We start from the raw sequence: 23,378 nt of genomic DNA, 5'->3' as shown, positions 1-23,378 counted from the left end.
AGTTAAAGCTGCGACATCGTGGCCTGCAAGACAGGCGACAATCCGCCTGCGGCTAATTAAGGGATATCTCATGCGTACAGAATATTGCGGACAGTTGCGTCTGTCCCACGTGGGGCAGCAGGTGACTCTGTGTGGTTGGGTCAACCGTCGTCGTGATCTTGGTAGTCTGATCTTCATCGACATGCGCGATCGCGAAGGTATCGTGCAGGTGTTTTTCGATCCGGATCGTGCGGACGCGTTAAAGCTGGCCTCTGAACTGCGTAATGAGTTCTGCATCCAGGTGACGGGCACCGTGCGTGCGCGTGACGAGAAAAACGTCAACGGTGAGATGGCAACCGGCGAAATTGAAGTGCTGGCCTCTTCGCTGACGATCATCAACCGTGCAGAATCACTGCCGCTTGACTCTAACCACGTGAACACCGAAGAAGCGCGTCTGAAATACCGTTATCTGGATCTGCGTCGCCCGGAAATGGCGCAACGCCTGAAAACCCGCGCGAAGATCACAAGCCTGGTACGTCGCTTTATGGACGACCACGGTTTCCTCGATATCGAAACCCCAATGCTGACCAAAGCCACGCCGGAAGGCGCGCGTGACTATCTGGTTCCTTCGCGTGTACACAAAGGCAAATTTTACGCGCTGCCGCAGTCACCTCAGCTGTTTAAACAACTGCTGATGATGTCCGGCTTTGACCGTTACTACCAGATCGTCAAATGCTTCCGCGACGAAGACCTGCGTGCTGACCGTCAGCCTGAATTTACCCAGATCGATGTGGAAACCTCCTTCATGACCGCCGAACAGGTACGTGAAGTGATGGAAGCGCTGGTGCGTAACCTGTGGAATGAGGTGAAAGGTGTGGAACTGGGTGACTTCCCGGTCATGACTTTTGCTGAAGCCGAGCGTCGTTACGGTTCTGACAAACCGGACCTGCGTAACCCGATGGAACTGGTGGACGTTGCCGACCTGCTGAAGGCCGTTGAGTTTGCCGTGTTCTCTGGTCCGGCGAACGATCCGAAAGGTCGCGTTGCTGCGCTGCGTGTACCAGGCGGGGCGAGCTTAAGTCGTAAGCAGATCGACGACTATGGTAACTTCATTAAGATCTACGGCGCGAAAGGTCTGGCTTATATCAAAGTCATCGAGCGAGCGAAAGGTCTGGAAGGTATCAACAGCCCGGTGGCGAAATTCCTCAATGCGGAAATCGTGGAAGCCATCCTTGAGCGCACAGGCGCGCAGGATGGCGATATGATTTTCTTCGGTGCGGACAACAAGAAAGTGGTGGCTGACGCGCTGGGCGCGCTGCGTCTGAAACTGGGTAAAGACCTGGGTCTGACTGACGAAACGAAATGGGCGCCGCTGTGGGTCATCGACTTCCCGATGTTTGAAGACGACGGCGAAGGCGGCCTGACCGCGATGCACCACCCGTTCACCTCACCGAAAGACATGACGGCTGCAGAACTGAAAGCGGCGCCGGAAGACGCGGTGGCGAATGCCTACGATATGGTGATCAACGGCTACGAAGTCGGTGGTGGTTCCGTGCGTATTCACAGCGGTGAAATGCAGCAGACCGTGTTTGGCATTCTGGGCATCAATGAACAGGAACAGCGTGAGAAGTTTGGCTTCCTGCTCGACGCACTGAAATACGGTACGCCGCCGCACGCGGGTCTGGCATTCGGTCTTGACCGTTTGACCATGCTGCTGACCGGCACCGATAATATTCGTGACGTAATCGCCTTCCCGAAAACCACCGCTGCGGCGTGTCTGATGACCGAAGCGCCGAGCATCGCGAACCCGGCAGCACTGGCTGAACTGGGTATCGACGTGGTGAAGAAGGAAGAGAAAAACTGATATGGCTGATATACACGAAATCATTCGCGCTACCTCGCGGCGGCAACGGAGTGAGTTCCCATGATCATAGCTAACACTATGAATGGGATGAGCGAAGGCAGCCAACAACGAGATAGCGTGAAGGATAAAGTGTATAAGCGTCCCGTTTCGGTTCTGGTCGTTATCTACGCGCAGGACTCGAAACGGGTGTTGATGTTACAGCGACGCGACGATCCTGAATTCTGGCAGTCGGTTACCGGCAGTGTGGAAGAGGGAGAGACCGCGTCGCAGGCCGCCATGCGCGAAGTAAAGGAAGAGGTCGCCATTGACGTTGCGGTTGAGCAACTGACCTTAATTGACTGTCAGCGCACGGTGGAGTTTGAGATTTTTTCTCATTTACGTCATCGCTATGCACCGGGTGTGTTGCGCAATACAGAATCCTGGTTCTGCCTTGCACTACCGCACGAGCGTCAGATCGTTTTTAGCGAACATCTGGCCTACCAGTGGCTTGATGCGCCAGCTGCGGCGGCGCTCACCAAGTCATGGAGCAACCGGCAGGCGATTGAAGAATTTGTGATTAACATCGCCTGAGAGGGCGTGCTTTTTTGAGGAAATATTTATGGCAGGTCATAGTAAATGGGCCAACACCAGACACCGTAAAGCGGCGCAGGATGCGAAGCGCGGCAAAATCTTCACCAAGATTATTCGTGAGCTGGTGACAGCAGCCAAACTGGGCGGCGGCGATCCGGATGCGAACCCGCGTCTGCGTGCGGCTATCGACAAAGCGCTGGCTAACAACATGACCCGTGACACGCTGAACCGTGCAATCGCCCGCGGCGTGGGTGGTGATGATGATGCGAACATGGAAACCATCATCTATGAAGGTTATGGTCCTGGCGGCACTGCCGTGATGATTGAATGTCTGTCTGACAACCGTAACCGTACCGTTGCCGAAGTACGTCACGCCTTCAGCAAAACCGGGGGTAACCTGGGCACGGATGGTTCTGTTTCCTACCTGTTCAGCAAAAAAGGCGTCATCTCATTCGAGAAAGGGGATGAAGACGCCATTATGGAAGCGGCACTGGAAGCGGGTGCGGAAGACGTGGTGACCTTCGATGATGGCGCGATTGATGTCTACACGGCATGGGATGAGATGGGTAAAGTGCGTGACGCACTGGAAGCCGCCGGTCTGAAAGCCGACAGTTCTGAAGTCTCTATGATCCCGTCGACCAAAGCGGAAATGGATGCGGAAACCGCACCGAAACTGATGCGTCTGATCGACATGCTGGAAGATTGTGACGACGTGCAGGAAGTTTATCACAACGGTGAAATCTCTGATGAGGTTGCCGCTACATTAGAATGATGGGGCTTAATCCCGTTAGAACCGGAGGCGCGTGATGTCCATCATTCTCGGTATTGATCCGGGCTCCCGCATCACCGGTTACGGCGTGATACGTCAGGTCGGTAGACAACTGACGTATCTCGGCAGCGGCTGTATTCGTACCAAAGTCGACGATCTTCCGTCACGCCTGAAGCTGATTTATGCCGGCGTGACGGAAATCATCACCCAGTTTCAGCCCGACTACTTTGCCATCGAGCAGGTGTTTATGGCGAAGAACGCCGATTCTGCGCTCAAACTGGGGCAGGCGCGCGGGGTAGCGATTGTGGCGGCGGTCAACCAGGAACTGCCGGTATTTGAATACGCGGCACGTCAGGTCAAGCAGACGGTGGTTGGCATTGGTAGCGCAGAGAAAAGTCAGGTGCAGCACATGGTGCGAACCTTGCTGAAACTGCCCGCGAATCCGCAGGCGGATGCGGCAGATGCGTTGGCCATCGCCATTACGCACTGCCATGTTAGTCAGAATGCGATGCAAATGAGCGAATCACGCCTCAATCTTGCCCGAGGTCGCTTGCGATAATGACAAATGAGGCTGGATATCTATCCAGCCTTTTTTTATGATACAGCTTTACTTTCGGCCCAACGCAGGAGCGTAACGTGATAGGCAGACTCAGAGGCATCATTCTGGAAAAACAACCCCCGCTGGTGTTACTCGAAGTGGGCGGCGTCGGCTATGAAGTGCATATGCCCATGACCTGTTTTTATGAGCTCCCGGAATCCGGAAAAGAAGCCGTTGTCTTTACCCACTTCGTGGTTCGCGAAGACGCGCAGCTGCTGTACGGTTTTAATAATAAGCAAGAGCGTACGTTGTTTAAAGAACTCATCAAAACCAACGGCGTCGGGCCTAAACTGGCGCTGGCGATCCTCTCCGGGATGTCCGCACAGCAGTTCGTCAATGCTGTCGAACGCGAAGAACTGGGCGCGCTGGTCAAGCTGCCTGGTATTGGCAAAAAAACGGCTGAACGACTGATTGTCGAAATGAAGGACCGTTTCAAGGGTCTGCATGGCGATCTCTTTACGCCAGCCGCCGATCTGGTGCTGACCTCGCCAGCGAGCCCGGCGACGGACGATGCCGAACAGGAAGCGGTTGCGGCGCTGGTGGCGCTGGGCTATAAACCACAGGAAGCCAGCCGCATGGTGAGCAAAATCGCTCGCCCGGATGCCAGCAGTGAAACACTGATCCGCGAAGCCCTGCGCGCCGCGTTATGAGGTAAAGGATGATAGAAGCAGATCGCCTGATTTCGGCAGGTGCCGCACTCACAGAAGATGTCGCCGATCGCGCCATTCGCCCGAAATTACTCGAAGAGTATATCGGTCAACCTCAGGTGCGTTCGCAGATGGAGATTTTCATCCAGGCGGCAAAACTGCGGGGTGATGCGCTCGACCACCTGCTGATTTTTGGTCCTCCCGGACTGGGGAAAACCACGCTTGCCAATATCGTTGCCAATGAAATGGGCGTCAATCTGCGTACCACTTCCGGCCCGGTGCTGGAAAAAGCGGGCGATCTGGCCGCGATGCTGACCAACCTTGAGCCGCACGACGTACTGTTTATCGATGAGATCCATCGACTGTCGCCGGTGGTGGAAGAGGTGCTCTATCCGGCGATGGAAGATTATCAACTGGATATTATGATCGGCGAAGGGCCGGCGGCGCGTTCAATTAAAATCGATTTGCCGCCGTTTACCCTGATTGGCGCAACGACCCGCGCGGGTTCACTGACCTCTCCTCTGCGCGATCGCTTTGGCATTGTGCAGCGTCTGGAATTTTATCAGGTGCCGGATCTCCAGCATATCGTTGGGCGCAGCGCGCGCTTTATGGGGCTGGAGATGAGCGAGGAAGGGGCGCTGGAAGTGGCGCGTCGCGCACGCGGTACGCCGCGTATCGCCAACCGGCTACTGCGGCGCGTACGGGATTTTGCCGAAGTGAAGCATGATGGCACCATTTCCGCCGATATAGCTGCTAAGGCGCTGGATATGTTGAACGTGGATGCGGAAGGGTTTGATTACATGGACCGCAAGCTGCTGCTGGCGGTGATCGACAAATTCTTTGGTGGGCCGGTCGGGCTGGATAACCTGGCGGCAGCCATCGGTGAAGAGCGTGAAACCATTGAAGATGTGCTGGAGCCGTATCTGATTCAGCAAGGTTTTTTGCAGCGCACGCCGCGCGGAAGAATGGCGACAGTACGCGCCTGGAACCACTTTGGCATTACGCCACCGGAAATGCCTTAATGCCTGATGGTGCTGCGCTTATCCGGCCTACAAAATCACGTAGGCCGGATAAGACGCGTTAGCGTTGCCATCCGGCAACATACCCGTCAGCTTGCCTGCTTCTTCATCATGCTGAAGATAAACAGCAGTGCGGCGCACAGCACCACTGATGGGCCCGCAGGGGTATCGTAGAAGGCCGAGAAGGTCAGCCCACCTGTAACCGCTATCATTCCAGTTCCTACTGCAACGCCAGCCATCTGTTCCGGCGTCCGCGCAAAACGACGCGCCGTAGCTGCCGGGATAATCAGCAACGAGGTGATGATCAGCGCCCCGACGAACTTCATCGCCACGCCAATGGTTAATGCTGTCACCAGCATCAGTAAAAGCTTCACGCGCTGCAGTTTCACCCCGTCAACAAATGCCAGATCGGGGCTGATGGTCATTGACAGCAGATTGCGCCATTGCCAGAAGAGGATCGCCAGCACGATCACCACTCCCATGGCGATAGAGATCAAATCGTCCGGCGTAACCGCCAGCAGATCGCCAAACAGGTAAGCCATCAGATCCACGCGAATATTCGACATCAGGCTGACCACGACCAGGCCCAGCGACAGCGCACTGTGCGCCATAATGCCAAGCAGCGTATCGATGGCAAGGTGAGGGCGCTTCTCCAGCCAGACCAGGCCTGTCGCCAGCATTAGCGTCACAGCAATGACCGCATAGAAAGGGTTCACATCCAACAACAGGCCAAAAGCGACGCCGAGCAGCGACGCATGTGCCAGCGTATCACCAAAATAAGACATCCGACGCCAGACGACGAATGAACCCAGTGGACCCGCCGCACAGGCCAGCATGATCCCGGCTAACCAGCCAGGCAGTAATAATTCAATCATGATTGACCATTTCCCCGGCGCAACACAATACGACCCTGCAGGTCGTGGCGGTGATTATGATGATGACGGTAAATTCCCAGTTGCTCCGCGCCGCGAGGGCCGAACATCGAGATAAATTCCGGGTGCATGGAAACGATTTCAGGAGTACCTGAACAGCAAATGTGATGATTCAGACACAACACTTCGTCGGTTTTTGCCATCACCAGATGCAGGTCATGGGACACCATCAGCACGGCGCAATCCAGCTCACGACGTAACTGATCGATAAGGTCGTACAGCGCGACCTGGCCGTTGACATCTACGCCCTGAGTGGGTTCGTCAAGCACCAGAAGCTGTGGCTGATTGAGGAGCGCGCGCGCTAACAGGACGCGCTGCGTCTCGCCGCCGGAGAGCTTTTGCATCGGCGCGTCAATCAGATGCCCGGCCTGTACACGTTTCAGGGCCGGCAGGATGTCATCTTTCTTCGTACCGGGGCGCAGGCGTAAGAAACGACTGACGGTAAGCGGCAGGGTGGTATCGAGATACAATTTCTGCGGAACGTAGCCAATTCGCAGCTTACCATTACGCGTGATCACCCCTTCATCCGGGGCGACCAGTCCGAGAACGACGCGAACCAGCGTTGACTTCCCGGCGCCATTTGGGCCGAGTAGCGTTAAAATTTTTCCGGGTCTCAGTTCAAGCGAAACGTCAGAAAGGACGCGGCGCTGGCCGAAAGAGACCGAGACATTTTCCAGTGAAACCAAAGTCGTCATGTCAATTTTAGTCTTGCAGAAGTTATAGAATGTTATAATATCACATTTCTCACATTCATTACGATGATTGGTCGCATTATGTTACATAAAAATACGCTTCTTTTCGCTGCATTATCCGCCGCTCTTTGGGGCAGTGCAACACAGGCGGCAAATGCCGCCGTTGTCGCTTCTCTCAAGCCATTAGGGTTCATTGCTTCTGCCATTGCTGATGGCGTCACGGAGACCCAAGTCTTACTTCCGGATGGGGCATCCGAGCATGATTATTCACTACGTCCATCTGACGTAAAACGCTTACAGGGCGCGGACTTAGTTGTCTGGATTGGGCCGGAAATGGAAGCGTTCATGGAAAAGTCCGTCAGCAACATTCCCGCCGCTAAACAGGTAACGATTGCGCAACTCAAAGACGTGAAACCGTTGCTCATGAAAGGGGCTGACGATGATGATGATGAGCACGACCACGATCATGACCACGGCGAAAAAGGTGACGCACATCACCATCATGGTGATTACAACATGCATCTTTGGCTCTCCCCAGAGATAGCGCGGGCCTCAGCGGTTGCAATCCATGAAAAATTAGTGGAACTTATGCCGCAAAGTCGAGCCAAACTTGACGCCAACCTGAAGGATTTTGAGGCACAATTAGCCGCAACCGATAAGCAGGTCGGTAACGAGCTCGCACCGCTCAAGGGCAAAGGGTATTTCGTTTTTCATGACGCCTATGGCTATTACGAAAAACACTACGGACTCACTCCATTGGGTCACTTCACCGTCAACCCTGAGATACAACCTGGTGCGCAGCGTTTACATGAAATAAGAACACAGTTGGTTGAGCAAAAAGCAACCTGCGTTTTTGCTGAGCCACAGTTCAGGCCAGCGGTCGTTGAAGCCGTTGCGAGAGGGACATCCGTTCGAATGGGAACGTTGGATCCCCTCGGGACAAACATCAAACTGGGTAAAACGAGCTATTCAGCGTTCTTGAACCAACTAGCGAACCAGTATGCGAGCTGCCTGAAAGGAGATTAATGAGGAAGTGAATACGTGCAACAGATAGCCCGCTCTGTCGCCCTGGCATTTAATAATCTGCCCAGACCCCATCGCGTTATGCTGGGGTCGCTTACTGTTCTGACACTGGCCGTTGCTGTCTGGCGGCCTTACGTTTATCACCCGGAATCTGCCCCCATTGTTAAAACGATCGAACTGGAGAAGAGCGAAATTCGTTCACTGCTCCCGGAGGCCAGCGAGCCTATCGATCAGGCGGCACAGGAAGATGAAGCCATTCCTCAGGATGAGCTGGACGACAAAACCTCGGGAGAAGCGGGCGTTCATGAATATGTCGTTTCGACGGGCGATACCCTCAGCAGCATTCTGAATCAGTACGGCATTGATATGGGTGATATCAGCCAGCTTGCCGCGTCCGATAAAGAGCTGCGTAATCTGAAGATTGGTCAACAGCTCTCCTGGACGCTGACCGCGGACGGCGATTTACAGCGTCTGACGTGGGAAATGTCACGTCGCGAAACCCGTACCTATGACCGTACTGCGGCGAACGGCTTTAAAATGAGCGCGGAAACGCAGCAGGGCGATTGGGTAAACAGCCTGATGAAAGGCACCGTTGGCAACAGCTTTGTCGCCAGTGCGAAAGCTGCCGGGCTGACCAGCGCTGAAATTAGCGCGGTGATCAAAGCGATGCAGTGGCAGATGGACTTCCGCAAACTGAAAAAAGGCGATGAGTTCTCTGTGCTGATGTCTCGTGAAATGCTGGACGGCAAGCGTGAGCAGAGCCAGTTGTTGGGCGTGCGTTTGCGTTCAGAAGGTAAAGATTATTACGCTATCCGTGCCGAAGACGGAAAGTTCTACGACCGCAATGGTACCGGGCTGGCGAAAGGCTTCCTGCGTTTCCCGACGGCGAAACAGTTCCGCATTTCGTCTAACTTCAACCCGCGTCGAACCAACCCGGTTACCGGACGTGTCGCGCCACACAGAGGCGTGGACTTCGCGATGCCGCAGGGGACGCCGGTGCTGTCCGTTGGTGACGGTGAAGTCGTCGTGGCGAAACGCAGCGGTGCGGCTGGCTATTATGTGGCGGTGCGTCACGGTCGTACCTATACCACGCGCTATATGCACCTGCGTAAACTGCTGGTGAAACCGGGACAAAAGGTTAAACGTGGCGATCGTATCGCACTCTCCGGTAACACCGGACGTTCTACTGGCCCGCATCTTCACTATGAAGTCTGGATTAACCAGCAGGCGGTTAACCCGCTGACGGCGAAACTGCCGCGTACCGAAGGACTGACCGGTAAAGATCGTACCGATTACCTGGCGCAGGTCAAAGAGGTTCTGCCGCAGTTACGCTTCGATTAATCACTCATGACCTCAAAGCCGGTACGCAGCGCGTGTGCCGGCTTTTTTATTTTGTGCGCGGCAGGGTGCGCCGCTACACTATCATCAGATTTACTTTTCGCGTCATCAGGCACTGGATAAGCATGGAAACAAAAAAAAATAATAGTGAGTACATCCCTGAGTTTGAGAAATCTTTTCGCCATCCGCGTTACTGGGGCGCATGGCTGGGCGTCGCGGCGATGGCGGGTATCGCCTTAACGCCTGCATCCTTTCGCGACCCGCTGCTGGCAAAACTGGGCCGTTTCGCCGGGCGTCTGGGTAAAAGCTCGCGTCGCCGGGCGTTGATTAACCTGTCATTGTGCTTTCCGGAACGTAGCGAAGCTGAGCGCGAGGCTATCGTCGATGAGATGTTTTCAACTGCGCCGCAGGCCATGGCGATGATGGCGGAACTGGCGATTCGCGGTCCGGAAAAAATTCAGTCGCGCGTTGACTGGGAAGGGCTTGAGATCATCGAGGAGATGCACCGCAACAACGAAAAGGTGATCTTCCTGGTGCCGCATGGCTGGGGTGTGGATATTCCGGCAATGTTAATGGCGTCTCAGGGCCAGAAGATGGCGGCAATGTTCCATAATCAGGGAAACCCGGTGTTTGATTACGTCTGGAACACGGTGCGCCGCCGCTTTGGTGGTCGCCTGCATGCGCGTAATGACGGCATCAAGCCGTTCATTCAGTCTGTTCGTCAGGGGTACTGGGGATATTATCTGCCCGATCAGGATCATGGTCCTGAACACAGTGAGTTTGTCGATTTCTTTGCCACCTATAAAGCGACGTTGCCGGCCATTGGTCGACTGATGAAAGTGTGTCGGGCGCGCGTCATTCCGCTGTTCCCGGTATACAACGGCGATACCCACCGGTTGACGATTCAGGTGCGCCCGCCCATGGACGATCTTCTGACCGCTGATGACAACACTATTGCCCGTCGAATGAATGAAGAGGTGGAAATTTTTGTTGGCCCGCATCCCGAGCAATATACCTGGATCCTGAAACTGCTGAAGACCCGCAAACCGGGCGAGATCCAGCCGTATAAGCGCAAAGATCTCTACCCCCTCAAATAAAAAAAGGCCTCTCACATGAGAGGCCTCTTTGTATCAGCCGTCGATTACTCGACGGTCAGAATACGCGTGGTATTGGTTGAGCCAATGGTGCTCATCACGTCGCCCTGCGTCACGATCACCAGATCGCCGGACACCAGGTAGCCTTTGTCACGCAGCAGATTCACCGCTTCGCTTGCTGCGACAACGCCTTCCGCCGCACTGTCGAAATGCACCGGCGTGACGCCACGGTACAGCGACGTCAGGTTCAGCGTACGCTCATGACGGGACATGGCGAAAATCGGCAGGCCGGAGCTGATGCGAGAAGTCATCAGCGCAGTACGACCGGATTCCGTCATGGTAATGATCGCGGTCACCCCTTTCAGGTGGTTTGCCGCGTACATGGCGGACATCGCAATCGCTTCTTCAACATTGTCGAACTGTACGTCCAGACGATGTTTGGAGACATTGATGCTGGGGATTTTTTCTGCACCCAGGCAGACGCGCGCCATCGCCGCGACGGTTTCCGCCGGGTACTGGCCTGCCGCCGTTTCGGCTGACAGCATGACCGCATCGGTACCATCCAGCACGGCGTTCGCGACGTCCATCACTTCCGCACGGGTTGGCATTGGGTTGGTGATCATCGACTCCATCATCTGGGTCGCGGTAATCACCGCGCGGTTCAACTTACGTGCGCGACGAATCAACGTCTTCTGGATGCCGACCAGTTCCGGATCGCCAATCTCAACGCCGAGGTCGCCACGAGCGACCATCACCACGTCAGAAGCCAGAATGATGTCATCCATCGCATTCTGGTCGCAGACCGCTTCCGCACGCTCAACTTTGGCCACAATCTTGGCATCGCAGCCCGCATCACGCGCCAGGCGGCGAGCGTAGTTCAGATCTTCGCCGCAACGCGGGAAGGAGACAGCCAGATAGTCAACGCCAATCTGAGCGGCGGTCACGATATCGGCTTTGTCTTTTTCGGTCAGGGCTTCTGCGGAGAGACCGCCGCCCAGCTTGTTGATGCCTTTGTTGTTGGAGAGCGGGCCACCCACGGTCACTTCCGTGAACACTTTCATACCCTGAACTTCCAGCACTTTTAACTGCACGCGGCCATCGTCGAGCAGCAGAATGTCGCCAGGTACCACGTCTGCCGGCAGACCTTTGTAGTCAATGCCGACTTTTTCCTTGTCGCCTTCACCTTTACCCAGGTTGGCATCCAGGAGAAATTTGTCACCGATGTTGAGGAATACTTTGCCTTCTTTAAAGGTAGAGACGCGAATTTTTGGCCCCTGGAGATCACCCAGAATGCCTACGTGGCGTCCCAATCTGGCAGCGATCTCACGAACTTTATCCGCGCGCATTTTATGATCTTCTGGCGAACCGTGAGAGAAATTCATCCGCACGACGTTAGCACCAGCAGCGATAATCTTTTCAAGATTGTTATCGCGGTCGGTAGCCGGGCCTAATGTCGTAACGATTTTGGTTCTGCGAAGCCTTCTGGACATGTAATACTCCGTTGACTGAAACAACTAGGTGTTGCGTGAAAATTGATCCGGCAGTTCTGAAAAACCTTACCCCCGTCATACTTCTGGTTGCCTGTGCGTTGGCCTCCTTGCTCACCCCAGTCACTGATTTCAGTAAGCTCCTGAAGATTCGCTGCGTTGCCGCCTTTCCACAACTCGAATTACGTAGGGTCTACATAGCATAGCGAACAAAACCGGATGACGAATTTAAGTCGTACTTATTATTGCTATTAGCGGTCATTACTCTTGATGAGCAGTTCTTTATCAAAACGCGATTCCTTGAGCGCTTCTTTGACACGCTTCAAGTTATCTCTGAATTTTGCCCCACGGCGCAAAGTAAATCCCGTAGCCAGCACATCTATCACGGTCAACTGCGCAAGTCGAGAGACCATGGGCATATAAATGTCAGTATCTTCCGGCACATCGAGCGTAATTGCCAGCGTGGCTTCACGCGCCAGCGGCGTATCAGCGGAGGTTAACGCGATCACCATGGCATCGTTTTCGCGCGCAAGCTGCGCCAGTTCGACCAGACTCTTGGTGCGACCGGTATGCGAAATCAGCACGACCACGTCATCGTCACTACAATTCATACAGCTCATCCGTTGCAAAACGACGTCGTCGGAGTAGATAACGGGAACGTTGAAACGGAAAAACTTGTTCATGGCATCATGGGCGACGGCGGCGGACGACCCCAGGCCAAAGAAAGCGATTTTCTTGGCCTGCGTCAGTAAATCCACCGCGCGGTTGATCGCCGATTTGTCCAGCGACTGGCGAACGTGGTCAAGACTGGCCATCGCGGATTCGAAAATCTTGCCCGTATAGGATTCGACACTGTCATCTTCATCCACATTACGATTAACATAAGGGGTACCATTTGCCAGACTTTGTGCCAGATGCAGTTTAAAATCGGGGAAGCCCCGGGTTTCCATGCTGCGACAAAAACGGTTCACCGTCGGTTCACTGACGTTGGCTTCCTGCGCAAGCGTGGCAATACTGCAATGGATGGTCCGCTCGGGTGAGGCGATGATGACATCGGCGACTTTGCGTTCAGATTTGCTCAAATGTTCCAGTTGAGACTGGATCTTTTCCAGCATATTCATGATGTAGACTCAAGGAAATAACGATTTCAGTGATACAAGAAATCGAGAGGCAATTTTGGTAGATAGTACCCCTGCTAATCAGAGAAGGGGGCAAAATGGTCAGCAGAGTTGTTGTTTTTTTTCATAACATGATCAACATCGTGTTTTGACTCACCGTTATGCGTCGCAAACCAACGACAATTTTGACCAATTTGCGCCGTTAAGCGCCAACCGCACAGTGGGTTAAGCGTTTACGGTTTCCGGAATCACGTAAAAGCAGTACAGTGCACTGTAATAAAATTACAAGTAATGCCTGGCAAAGTACCAGGATAGCTAACTAAGGAGAATGACATGGCGGTAACGCAAACAGCCCAGGCATGTGACCTGGTCATTTTCGGCGCGAAAGGCGACCTTGCGCGTCGTAAATTGCTGCCTTCCCTGTATCAACTTGAAAAAGCCGGTCAGCTCAACCCTGAAACCCGCATTATCGGGGTAGGCCGTGCCGACTGGGATAAAGATGCCTACACGAAGGTGGTGCGCGAAGCGCTCGAAACCTTCATGAAAGAAAAGATTGATGAAGGATTGTGGGACACCCTGAGCGCTCGCCTGGATTTCTGCAATCTGGATGTGAATGATACCGCGGCGTTTACTCGTCTTGGGGCGATGCTCGATCAGAAAAACCGCACCACGATCAACTACTTCGCCATGCCGCCAAGCACGTTTGGCGCAATCTGTAAGGGACTGGGCGAAGCGAAACTGAATGCCAAACCGGCACGCGTGGTGATGGAAAAACCGTTGGGTACCTCACTGGCGACATCTCGCGAGATCAACGATCAGGTTGGCGAATATTTTGAAGAGTGCCAGGTTTACCGCATTGACCACTATCTGGGAAAAGAGACTGTTCTGAACCTGCTGGCGCTGCGTTTTGCCAACTCCCTGTTTGTGAATAACTGGGATAACCGGACGATCGATCATGTGGAAATCACCGTGGCAGAAGAGGTGGGCATTGAAGGGCGTTGGGGTTATTTCGACCAGGCCGGGCAGATGCGCGACATGATCCAGAACCACCTGCTGCAAATTCTGTGCATGATTGCGATGTCGCCGCCGTCGGATCTGAGCGCTGACGCCATTCGTGATGAAAAAGTGAAGGTGCTGAAGTCGCTGCGTCGTATCGATCGTTCAAATGTGCGTGAAAAAACCGTTCGCGGTCAGTACACCACCGGCTTTGCTCAGGGCAAAAAAGTCCCTGGCTATCTGGAAGAAGAGGGCGCGAACAAGAGCAGTAACACCGAAACGTTTGTGGCGATCCGCGTCGACATTGATAACTGGCGCTGGGCGGGCGTGCCGTTCTACCTGCGTACCGGTAAACGTCTGCCGACGAAATGTTCTGAAGTTGTGGTTTACTTCAAAACGCCTGAATTGAACCTGTTTAAAGAGTCCTGGCAGGATCTGCCGCAGAACAAGCTAACCATTCGTCTGCAGCCGGATGAAGGCGTGGATATCCAGGTTCTGAACAAAGTTCCGGGTCTTGACCACAAGCATAACCTGCAAATCACCAAGCTGGATCTGAGCTACTCCGAAACATTCAATCAAACGCATCTGGCGGATGCTTACGAGCGTCTGCTGCTGGAAACTATGCGCGGCATTCAGGCGCTGTTTGTGCGTCGTGATGAAGTCGAAGAGGCGTGGAAGTGGGTCGACTCCATTACCGAAGCGTGGGCGATGGACAACGATGCGCCGAAACCGTACCAGGCCGGGACTTGGGGGCCGGTTGCTTCGGTGGCGATGATCACCCGTGACGGTCGTTCCTGGAATGAATTCGAGTAAAAGTGTCTACCACTCCTGTGTTATTTTACCGGTAACATGATCTAACACAGATTGTTGAACAATTTTTGCACTTTTAAGCCTCGTGTGGATTCACCCGCGAGGCTTTTTTTATTACACTGCCTGAAACGATTTTGCCCCTGAGCTCCGGTGAACAAGCGTTTCCTGTATTTATACACGCAGTAAATGAACTTGCCAAACCTGTAGCTCTGACAGATAAATTTCAGGAGCCTCTATGAATCCGAATTTGTTACGCGTAACACAACGTATTGTTGAACGTTCCCGTGAGACCCGTTCTGCCTACCTCGCTCGTATAGAACAGGCTAAATCCTCGACCGTTCACCGCTCACAACTGGCATGCGGGAATCTGGCGCACGGATTCGCGGCTTGTCAGCCAGACGATAAAGCCTCTCTGAAAAGCATGTTGCGTAACAATATCGCGATCATCACTTCCTACAACGACATGCTCTCCGCACATCAACCCTACGAACATTATCCGGACATCATTCGCAAAGCGCTGCATCAAGCCAATGCGGTCGGGCAGGTCGCGGGCGGCGTTCCGGCAATGTGTGACGGCGTCACGCAGGGGCAGGACGGTATGGAGCTTTCGCTGCTGAGCCGCGAAGTGATTGCGATGTCCGCCGCGGTGGGACTCTCTCACAACATGTTCGACGGCGCGCTGTTCCTCGGCGTCTGTGACAAAATCGTCCCGGGTCTGGCGATGGCGGCGCTGTCATTCGGTCATCTGCCTTCCATCTTCGTGCCGTCAGGTCCAATGGCGAGCGGCCTGGCGAATAAAGAGAAAGTCCGCATTCGTCAGCTTTATGCTGAAGGTAAAGTTGATCGTATGGCGCTTCTGGAGTCTGAAGCCGCCTCCTATCATGCGCCGGGCACCTGCACGTTCTACGGTACCGCGAACACCAACCAGATGGTGGTGGAGTTCATGGGGATGCAACTGCCGGGGTCCTCGTTTGTTCACCCGGATGCTCCGCTGCGTGAAGCGCTGACGGCAGCAGCAGCGCGCCAGGTGACGCGCCTGACCGGTAACGGTAACGAATGGATGCCGATCGGCAAAATGATTGATGAAAAAGTGGTGGTGAACGGGATTGTCGCGCTGTTGGCGACCGGCGGTTCAACGAACCATACCATGCACCTGGTGGCGATGGCCCGCGCTGCGGGTATCCAGATTAACTGGGATGACTTCTCTGACCTCTCCGACATCGTGCCGCTGATGGCGCGTCTCTATCCTAACGGCCCGGCGGATATTAACCACTTCCAGGCCGCGGGCGGTGTCCCGGTCCTGATGCGTGAACTGCTGAACGCGGGTCTGCTGCATGAAGACGTCAACACCGTGGCCGGTTACGGCCTGAAGCGCTACACCCTGGAACCGTGGCTGAACAATGGCGAACTCGACTGGCGTGAAGGCGCGGCCAAATCGCTGGACAGCAATGTCATTGCTTCCTTTGACCAGCCGTTCTCTCATCATGGTGGCACTAAAGTGCTGAGTGGTAACCTCGGTCGTGCGGTTATGAAAACGTCCGCCGTACCGGCCGAGAATCAGGTGATTGAAGCGCCGGCCGTTGTTTTTGAAAGTCAGCATGATGTCCTGCCGGCCTTTGAAGCGGGTCTGCTGGACCGTGACTGCGTGGTAGTTGTGCGTCATCAGGGACCAAAAGCGAACGGAATGCCAGAATTACATAAACTCATGCCGCCACTTGGTGTATTATTGGACCGTCGTTTCAAAATTGCGTTGGTTACTGATGGTCGACTTTCCGGTGCGTCCGGTAAAGTGCCTTCAGCCATCCATGTAACCCCGGAGGCCTATGATGGCGGACTGCTGGCAAAAGTACGCGATGGCGACATTATTCGGGTGAACGGACAGACAGGTGAATTGACGCTGTTGGTTGATGAGGCGGAGCTTGCCGCTCGCCAGCCGCATATACCGGATCTGAGCGCATCGCGCATCGGTACGGGGCGTGAAATGTTCGGCGCGCTGCGTGAACAGTTGTCCGGCGCAGAACAGGGCGCAACCTGTATTCATTTTTAAGGCATATTTTGTAATCAGGCGAGAGAAAAACTCTGATGAAAAACTGGAAAACAAGTGCAGAAGCAATCCTGACCACCGGCCCGGTTGTCCCGGTGATCGTAGTGAATAAACTGGAACACGCTGTGCCGATGGCAAAAGCGCTGGTTGCGGGTGGGGTGCGCGTACTGGAAGTGACGTTACGTACCGCCTGCGCGATGGATGCTATCCGCGCTATCGCCAAAGAGGTTCCGGAAGCCATTGTGGGTGCGGGTACGGTGCTGAATCCGCAGCAGCTGGCTGAGGTTACTGCAGCCGGTGCGCAGTTCGCTATCAGCCCAGGTCTGACCGAGCCGCTGCTGAAAGCGGCAACCGAAGGCACGATCCCGTTGATTCCTGGCATCAGCACCGTTTCTGAACTGATGCTGGGTATGGACTACGGCCTGAAAGAGTTCAAATTCTTCCCGGCAGAAGCCAATGGCGGCACTAAAGCGCTGCAGGCCATTGCCGGTCCGTTCTCTCAGGTGCGTTTCTGCCCGACTGGCGGCATCTCTCCCGCTAATTACCGCGATTACCTGGCACTGAAAAGCGTGCTGTGCATCGGCGGCTCCTGGCTGGTGCCGAATGACGCGCTGGAAGCCGGTGACTACGATCGTATCACCAGACTGGCTCGCGAAGCGGTTGAAGGCGCGAAGCAGTAAGCTACCCATGTATAAGCCGTAGGCCCGATGAGACGCGTTAGCGCCGCCATCGGGTTTTGCCGGATGGTGGCATGACTGCCTTATCCGGCCTACGGCTGCTGTTGTTTACCCAGTCACTTTCACCTGCGCGGCGGCGTTCTTCGCGCGTTCAATAGCGTCATCAACGTTGTCTGCCGTTGCCAGCGCCACACCCAGGCGACGCGATCCTTCAATTTCCGGCTTACCGAAGAAACGGACCTGCACACCGGCACCGACGGCGGCCTGAACATTGCCAAACGTCACGTCCTGACTGGTCAGTTGCGGTAAAATCACCGCAGAAGCTGCCGGACCATACTGACGAATGGCCCCCACGGGCAGTCCGAGGAAAGCGCGTACATGCAGGGCAAACTCCGACAGATCCTGAGAGATCAGCGTCACCATGCCGGTATCATGCGGGCGAGGGGAGACCTCGCTGAAGATGACCTCATCCCCGCAAACAAACAGCTCCACGCCAAACAGACCGTGACCACCCAGGGCTAATACCACTTTACGGGCAATGTCCTGAGCGCGTTCCAGCGCCAGTGCGCTCATCTGTTGCGGCTGCCAGGATTCACGATAATCGCCATCTTCCTGGCGATGACCCACCGGTGCACAGAAATGGACGCCATCGACCGCGCTGACGGTGAGCAGGGTGATTTCAAAATCAAACTTCACAACCCCTTCGACGATGACCCGACCGGCACCCGCGCGACCGCCCTGTTGGGCATAGTCCCAGGCTTGCGCCAGCTGCGCTTCGGAACGAATAAAACTCTGCCCTTTGCCGGATGAACTCATCACCGGTTTGACAATGCAGGGATAACCAATTTCAGCCACGGCGTCGCGGAAGGTGGCTTCACTGTCGGCAAAACGGAAGGTTGATGTGGGCAGTGCCAGTTCTTCTGCCGCCAGGCGGCGAATACCTTCACGGTTCATCGTGAGTTTTGTCGCGCGCGCGCAGGGCACGACGTTCAACCCTTCCTGTTCAAGCACCACCAGCATATCCGTGGCAATGGCTTCAATCTCTGGTACGATATAGTGCGGTTTTTCCAGCTCCACTACGCGACGAAGCGCGTCGCCATCCAGCATATTAATGACGTGAGAACGATGTGCGACATGCATGGCCGGTGCGTCGGCATACCGGTCCACCGCGATCACTTCCACGCCGAGACGCTGGCACTCGATGGCCACTTCTTTACCCAGTTCACCAGAACCCAATAACATCACCCGAGTTGCTGCCGGACGCAGCGCTGTGCCTAATATCGTCATGAAAATATCCCCCAACAAATTTGGCCGCAGTATATACGAAAACGTTTGCGTATGTCTTTATTGCCAGGTTGATTTCAGCGGTGAAATAGAATATACTGTACATAAATACAGTAATATTGAGAGGCTGCAACATGGCGGTTGAAGTTAAATACGTAGTCATTCGGGAAGGTGAGGAAAAAATGTCATTTACCAGCAAAAAGGAAGCCGATGCGTATGACAAGATGCTGGATACGGCGGATCTACTCGACACCTGGCTTGAACAGTCCCCGCTAACGCTGGAAGACGAACAGCGTGAAGCGCTGTCGCTGTGGCTGGCCGAACAAAAAGAGGTGCTGAGCACCATCCTCAAAACCGGCAAGTTGCCTTCTCCGCAGGTGGTTGATAATGACGCCGCTGCCGGGGACGATACGCAGGCGGCCTGAATCTGACTTGCGCTCCTGACGTTTTGTACCATGCTTTTCCCTGTATCACTGTGCTATGGAGAAAGGGAAAAGTATGAAAAGAACGGGCGTGTTAGCCTGCTTGCTGTTGTTATGCACCAGTGTATCGGTGTCTGCGGCAGGTACGGACAGTAAGACGGTTAAGTTCCTTAACTGTGAAGGTCTGGATACCGAGGGTATTGCGGCGAGCGTTAAGCGCGATTATCAGCAGAATCGCATTGCGCGTTGGGCCGACGATCAAAAACATGTGGGTCAGGCCGACCCGGTAGCATGGGTTAATCCAAAAGAGATCACCGGTGGAGAGGGTAAGTGGGTAGTACCGCTGACCGTGCGTGGGAAAAGTGCGGATATTCATTATCTGGTGAAGGTCGACTGCAAGGCCGGCACGGCGGAATATCGTTCGCAATAGCACGAACATTTGCGCATCTTTAGCGCTGACAGACATTTCCTGACATCCCCTCGGGTACGCTTTGACAATTCATTGTCAGTACTTGAGGGGCAAAATGGCTAACTGGCTTAATCAATTACACTCTCTTCTCGGGCAAAACGGATCGTCCTCCTCTTCTTCAGGTGAACAGGGATTAAGTAAGCTGCTGGTACCCGGCGCGCTGGGTGGTCTGGCGGGGTTACTGGTCGCTAACAAATCCTCACGCAAACTGCTCAGCAAATATGGCACCAGCGCGCTGCTGGTCGGCGGCGGTGCGGTAGCGGGGACGGTCTTGTGGAACAAGTACAAGGATAAAATCCGTGCGGCGCATCAGGGTGAACCACAGTTCGGCGCGCAAAGTACGCCGCTGGATGTGCGCACCGAACGGCTGATCCTGGCGCTGGTCTTCGCCGCGAAAAGTGATGGCCATATCGATGCCAACGAGCGGGCGGCAATCGAACAGCAACTGCGTGAAGCCGGCGTAGAAGAGCAGGGGCGCGTTTTCATTGAACAGGCGATTGAGCAGCCGCTCGATCCTCAGCGCCTTGCGCAGGGGATCCGCAACGAAGAAGAGGCGCTGGAGATCTATTTCCTCAGCTGTGCGGCGATTGATATCGACCACTTTATGGAGCGCAGCTACCTGAACGCGCTGGGTGATGCGCTGAAGATCCCACAGGATGTCCGTGATGGTATTGAGCAGGATTTGAAACAGCAAAAACAGGCATTACCTGGCTAACGAAATACCGCGCGCAGCATGTTTCGCTTGCATCATTCGTGACTTTTGCCACCCTTAGAGGATGTATAAAGACGAAAGAAACAGACACATGCTGCCAAAAGCAAATCGTATCCCTTACGCCATGACGGTCCATGGCGACACGCGCATTGATAACTACTACTGGCTGCGGGACGACACGCGCTCGCAGCCCGAGGTGCTTGACTATCTGCAACAGGAAAACTGCTACGGACATCAGGTTATGTCTACGCAGCAAGCCTTGCAGGATCGCGTGCTAAAAGAAATTATCGATCGCATTCCTCCCCGCGACACCTCTGCGCCATACGTGAAGAACGGTTATCGCTATCGCCATCTCTATGAACCCGGGTGTGAGTACGCCATTTATCAACGCCAGTCTGCACTGAGTGAGGAATGGGATGACTGGGAAACGCTGCTTGATGGCAACAAACGGGCGGCACACAGTGAGTTCTACACTCTGGGGCGACTGGCGATAACGCCGGATAACACCATTATGGCGCTGGCGGAAGATTATCTTTCGCGCCGCCAGTACGGGATCCGTTTTCGCAATCTGGAAAACGGTAACTGGTATCCGGAGATGCTGGATAATGTGGCTCCCGAATTTGTCTGGGCAAATGATTCCCTGACCTTTTACTACGTCCGTAAACATGCCACGACGCTCTTACCTTATCAGGTCTGGCGTCATACCGTCGGCACGCCCTCAGCCGATGACGAGCTGATTTACGAAGAAAAAGACGACACTTTCTACGTCAGCCTGCACAAAACGACGTCGCAGCATTACCTCGTCATTCATCTGGCGAGCGCGACGACCAGCGAGGTTTTACTGCTGGATGCTGAACTGGCTGATGCTGAACCTTTCATCTTTCTGCCGCGCCGCAAGGACCACGAATACAGCCTCGATCACTATCAACATAAGTTTTATCTGCGTTCGAACCGCGAGGGTAAAAATTTTGGTCTTTATCGCACCCGTGTGCGCGATGAGAAACAGTGGGAAACGCTGATCCCGGCCCGTGAAGCGATCATGCTGGAAGGGTTTACGCTTTTTACCGACTGGCTGGTAGTGGAAGAGCGCCAGCGTGGCTTAACCAGCCTGCGGCAGATCAATCGTAAAACTCGCGAGGTGGTGGGGATTGCCTTCGACGATCCGGCTTATGTCACCTGGCTTGCGTACAATCCGGAACCGGAAACCTCACGCCTGCGCTATGGCTACTCCTCGATGACCACGCCGGACACGCTATTTGAACTGGACATGGATACCGGTGAACGACGGGTAATTAAACAGACAGAGGTACCGGGATTTGACGCCGCCAACTATCGAAGTGAACACCTGTGGATCACCGCCCGTGATGGTGTCGAGGTTCCGGTATCACTGGTCTATCATCAGAAATACTTCCGTAAGGGGCAAAATCCGTTACTGGTTTACGGCTATGGTTCCTACGGTGCCAGCATGGATGCCGATTTCAGCAGCAGCCGGTTAAGTCTGCTGGATCGTGGATTTGTCTATGCCATCGTTCACGTGCGAGGCGGAAGCGAACTGGGGCAGCAGTGGTATGAAGACGGTAAATTCCTGAAAAAGCGCAATACCTTCAATGACTATCTCGATGCCTGCGATGCGTTGATTGCCCAGGGCTACGGCTCGCCCTCTCTCTGTTATGGCATGGGCGGTAGCGCGGGAGGAATGCTAATGGGCGTGGCGATCAACGAGCGTCCCGAACGCTTTCATGGTGTGGTTGCCCAGGTGCCGTTTGTGGATGTGGTGACGACGATGCTGGATGAGTCGATACCCCTGACGACCGGTGAGTTTGAGGAGTGGGGGAATCCGAAAGATCCGCAGTATTACGCTTACATGAAAAGCTACAGTCCGTACGATAACGTCAGGGCGCAGGCTTACCCGCATCTGTTGGTCACCACCGGACTGCATGATTCGCAGGTCCAGTACTGGGAACCGGCAAAATGGGTGGCGAAACTGCGCGAGCTGAAAACTGATGACCATCTGCTGTTACTGTGCACCGATATGGATTCCGGACACGGCGGTAAGTCAGGTCGTTATAAATCCTGGGAAGGCGTGGCGCTGGAATTTGCATTCCTGATTGGTCTGGCACAGGGAACATTGCCTGGTAACGACGCTGTTCAGGCGTTATCCAGATAGTGTTTGAGGGTTAAACGCAGCTCCGGGCTCATGCTGTCGAGGTTGTTAAACAACCAGCGCAAATAGCCCGGATCGCGCTCTGCGACATCGGAAACGGCTTTGCCGCGATACTTACCAAAGGTGAAGGTGGTCAGTAACCCCGGCCGCCCGGTAATGTCGACCATCTGTTCCGCCGTCCAGCCGGAAGTATTCATAATATCGATGAGCAGCGCGGCGGTAATATAGCAGTCATAGAGTGCGCGGTGGTGATGCAGGCCCGCAGGCGTTTGTACGTTCAGTTTACGTGACTTATAGAGCGCCATATTACTGTACTTAATCCCTGGCCAGAGGCGGCGGGAAAGTTTCATGGTGCAGATCCACTCGCCAGGCATGTCTGGCAGCACACGACGGTCAAAGCTGGCGTTGTGCGCCACATACCATTCGCTGCCGTAATAGTGGGGGATAACCTCTTCAATCCACGGCTTATCTGCCACCATCGCTTCGGTAATGCGATGAATGGCCATCGCCTGCGGCGAGATTGGCCGGTCAGGGCGCACCAGGTGGCTCATAGGATTCACAATCTTACCGTCAACCACGTCAACAGAGGCGATCTCTACAATCCCGCCCTGCAGGCCACAGGTCTCAGTATCGATGATGCGCAGCATGTAAAACTCCTGACCGAAAACGA

22 protein-coding genes are annotated in these 23,378 nt (G+C 54.5%); 16 read left to right on the top strand and 6 right to left on the bottom strand.

The features are described from left to right. Window positions 1-70: 70 nt before the first annotated feature. The 6 genes from aspS (at window position 71) to ruvB (ending at window position 5,449) form a co-directional block, all read left to right on the top strand. Window positions 71-1,843, top strand: coding sequence for an aspartate--tRNA ligase (aspS, locus tag HVZ37_RS12715; protein WP_181627572.1), 1,773 nt, complete (start codon window positions 71-73; stop codon window positions 1,841-1,843). Between the two features lie 117 nt (window positions 1,844-1,960). Then, window positions 1,961-2,413 carry a dihydroneopterin triphosphate diphosphatase gene (gene nudB, locus HVZ37_RS12710; RefSeq protein ID WP_043001901.1) on the top strand — a complete coding sequence of 151 codons (453 nt, stop codon included), beginning with the start codon at window positions 1,961-1,963 and terminating at the stop codon, window positions 2,411-2,413. 28 nt (window positions 2,414-2,441) lie between these two features. Next, window positions 2,442-3,185 carry a YebC/PmpR family DNA-binding transcriptional regulator gene (locus HVZ37_RS12705; protein WP_181627571.1) on the top strand — a complete coding sequence of 248 codons (744 nt, stop codon included), beginning with the start codon at window positions 2,442-2,444 and terminating at the stop codon, window positions 3,183-3,185. 34 nt (window positions 3,186-3,219) lie between these two features. Next, a complete protein-coding gene (gene ruvC, locus HVZ37_RS12700) occupies window positions 3,220-3,741 on the top strand; it encodes a crossover junction endodeoxyribonuclease RuvC (RefSeq protein WP_000022509.1) in 522 nt (173 codons plus the stop codon). A 77-nt stretch (window positions 3,742-3,818) separates the two neighbouring features. Then, a complete protein-coding gene (gene ruvA / locus HVZ37_RS12695; RefSeq protein WP_043000358.1) occupies window positions 3,819-4,430 on the top strand; it encodes a Holliday junction branch migration protein RuvA in 612 nt (203 codons plus the stop codon). An 8-nt stretch (window positions 4,431-4,438) separates the two neighbouring features. Next, window positions 4,439-5,449, top strand: a complete 1,011-nt coding sequence (gene ruvB, locus HVZ37_RS12690) for a Holliday junction branch migration DNA helicase RuvB (protein ID WP_043000359.1) — start codon at window positions 4,439-4,441, stop codon at window positions 5,447-5,449. A gap of 86 nt (window positions 5,450-5,535) precedes the next feature. Here the strand turns inward: ruvB and znuB are convergent, their stop codons facing one another. Together znuB and znuC are read right to left on the bottom strand one after the other, a co-directional pair. Next, window positions 5,536-6,321 carry a zinc ABC transporter permease subunit ZnuB gene (znuB, locus tag HVZ37_RS12685; RefSeq protein WP_044257629.1) on the bottom strand — a complete coding sequence of 262 codons (786 nt, stop codon included), beginning with the start codon at window positions 6,319-6,321 and terminating at the stop codon, window positions 5,536-5,538. After that, a complete protein-coding gene (gene znuC, locus HVZ37_RS12680; protein ID WP_044257630.1) occupies window positions 6,318-7,073 on the bottom strand; it encodes a zinc ABC transporter ATP-binding protein ZnuC in 756 nt (251 codons plus the stop codon). Before znuC ends, znuB begins: the two co-directional genes overlap by 4 nt. Before the next feature lie 78 nt (window positions 7,074-7,151). On the opposite strand from znuC, the gene znuA reads away from it, so the two are divergent. From znuA to lpxM, 3 genes are all read left to right on the top strand, one after another. After that, a complete protein-coding gene (gene znuA / locus HVZ37_RS12675) occupies window positions 7,152-8,096 on the top strand; it encodes a zinc ABC transporter substrate-binding protein ZnuA (protein WP_043000362.1) in 945 nt (314 codons plus the stop codon). A 15-nt stretch (window positions 8,097-8,111) separates the two neighbouring features. After that, window positions 8,112-9,434 (top strand): murein DD-endopeptidase MepM, encoded by a 1,323-nt coding sequence (gene mepM / locus HVZ37_RS12670; RefSeq protein ID WP_181627570.1) that lies wholly within the window; start codon window positions 8,112-8,114, stop codon window positions 9,432-9,434. A 122-nt stretch (window positions 9,435-9,556) separates the two neighbouring features. Beyond that, window positions 9,557-10,528 (top strand): lauroyl-Kdo(2)-lipid IV(A) myristoyltransferase, encoded by a 972-nt coding sequence (gene lpxM, locus HVZ37_RS12665; RefSeq protein WP_043000364.1) that lies wholly within the window; start codon window positions 9,557-9,559, stop codon window positions 10,526-10,528. Between the two features lie 44 nt (window positions 10,529-10,572). On the opposite strand, the gene pyk is transcribed toward lpxM, so the two are convergent. Together pyk and HVZ37_RS12655 are read right to left on the bottom strand one after the other, a co-directional pair. Then, entirely contained in the window at window positions 10,573-12,015 is a 1,443-nt protein-coding gene (gene pyk, locus HVZ37_RS12660) for a pyruvate kinase (RefSeq protein WP_043000365.1), read from the bottom strand. A gap of 248 nt (window positions 12,016-12,263) precedes the next feature. Then, entirely contained in the window at window positions 12,264-13,133 is an 870-nt protein-coding gene (locus HVZ37_RS12655) for a MurR/RpiR family transcriptional regulator (RefSeq protein ID WP_043000366.1), read from the bottom strand. A gap of 330 nt (window positions 13,134-13,463) precedes the next feature. Between HVZ37_RS12655 and zwf the strand changes: the two genes are divergently transcribed. The 3 genes from zwf to kdgA all read left to right on the top strand — a co-directional run bounded on the left by zwf (window position 13,464) and on the right by kdgA (window position 17,660). Further along, window positions 13,464-14,939, top strand: coding sequence for a glucose-6-phosphate dehydrogenase (gene zwf, locus HVZ37_RS12650; protein WP_043000367.1), 1,476 nt, complete (start codon window positions 13,464-13,466; stop codon window positions 14,937-14,939). Between the two features lie 232 nt (window positions 14,940-15,171). Then, window positions 15,172-16,983, top strand: coding sequence for a phosphogluconate dehydratase (gene edd / locus HVZ37_RS12645; protein WP_044257635.1), 1,812 nt, complete (start codon window positions 15,172-15,174; stop codon window positions 16,981-16,983). A gap of 35 nt (window positions 16,984-17,018) precedes the next feature. Further along, the gene (kdgA, locus tag HVZ37_RS12640) at window positions 17,019-17,660 is read left to right on the top strand and encodes a bifunctional 4-hydroxy-2-oxoglutarate aldolase/2-dehydro-3-deoxy-phosphogluconate aldolase (RefSeq protein WP_043000369.1); all 642 of its coding nucleotides are present in this window, start codon (window positions 17,019-17,021) and stop codon (window positions 17,658-17,660) included. Between the two features lie 105 nt (window positions 17,661-17,765). Here the strand turns inward: kdgA and purT are convergent, their stop codons facing one another. Continuing rightward, complete coding sequence (purT, locus tag HVZ37_RS12635; protein ID WP_090049240.1) at window positions 17,766-18,944, bottom strand: formate-dependent phosphoribosylglycinamide formyltransferase; 1,179 nt, start codon at window positions 18,942-18,944, stop codon at window positions 17,766-17,768. Window positions 18,945-19,075: 131 nt separating this feature from the next. Here purT and yebG point away from each other — a divergent pair, with 131 nt between their 5' ends. From yebG to ptrB, 4 genes are all read left to right on the top strand, one after another. Continuing rightward, entirely contained in the window at window positions 19,076-19,366 is a 291-nt protein-coding gene (yebG, locus tag HVZ37_RS12630) for a DNA damage-inducible protein YebG (protein ID WP_043000371.1), read from the top strand. 73 nt (window positions 19,367-19,439) lie between these two features. After that, a complete protein-coding gene (yebF, locus tag HVZ37_RS12625; RefSeq protein ID WP_043000372.1) occupies window positions 19,440-19,793 on the top strand; it encodes a protein YebF in 354 nt (117 codons plus the stop codon). 94 nt (window positions 19,794-19,887) lie between these two features. Beyond that, a complete protein-coding gene (locus HVZ37_RS12620; protein WP_043000373.1) occupies window positions 19,888-20,547 on the top strand; it encodes a tellurite resistance TerB family protein in 660 nt (219 codons plus the stop codon). Window positions 20,548-20,635: 88 nt separating this feature from the next. After that, window positions 20,636-22,711, top strand: coding sequence for an oligopeptidase B (ptrB, locus tag HVZ37_RS12615; protein ID WP_181627569.1), 2,076 nt, complete (start codon window positions 20,636-20,638; stop codon window positions 22,709-22,711). Here the strand turns inward: ptrB and exoX are convergent. Next, window positions 22,693-23,355, bottom strand: coding sequence for an exodeoxyribonuclease X (exoX, locus tag HVZ37_RS12610; RefSeq protein ID WP_043000375.1), 663 nt, complete (start codon window positions 23,353-23,355; stop codon window positions 22,693-22,695). The genes ptrB and exoX overlap by 19 nt on opposite strands. Window positions 23,356-23,378: the final 23 nt, after the last annotated feature.

Origin of the sequence: Citrobacter sp. RHB35-C17 (assembly GCF_013816795.1) — a bacterium.
Taxonomy (GTDB): Bacteria; Pseudomonadota; Gammaproteobacteria; order Enterobacterales; family Enterobacteriaceae; genus Citrobacter_A; species Citrobacter_A amalonaticus.
The sequence above is the reverse complement of the archived record's forward strand: the minus strand, read 5'-3'. Positions and strand labels throughout refer to the sequence as shown.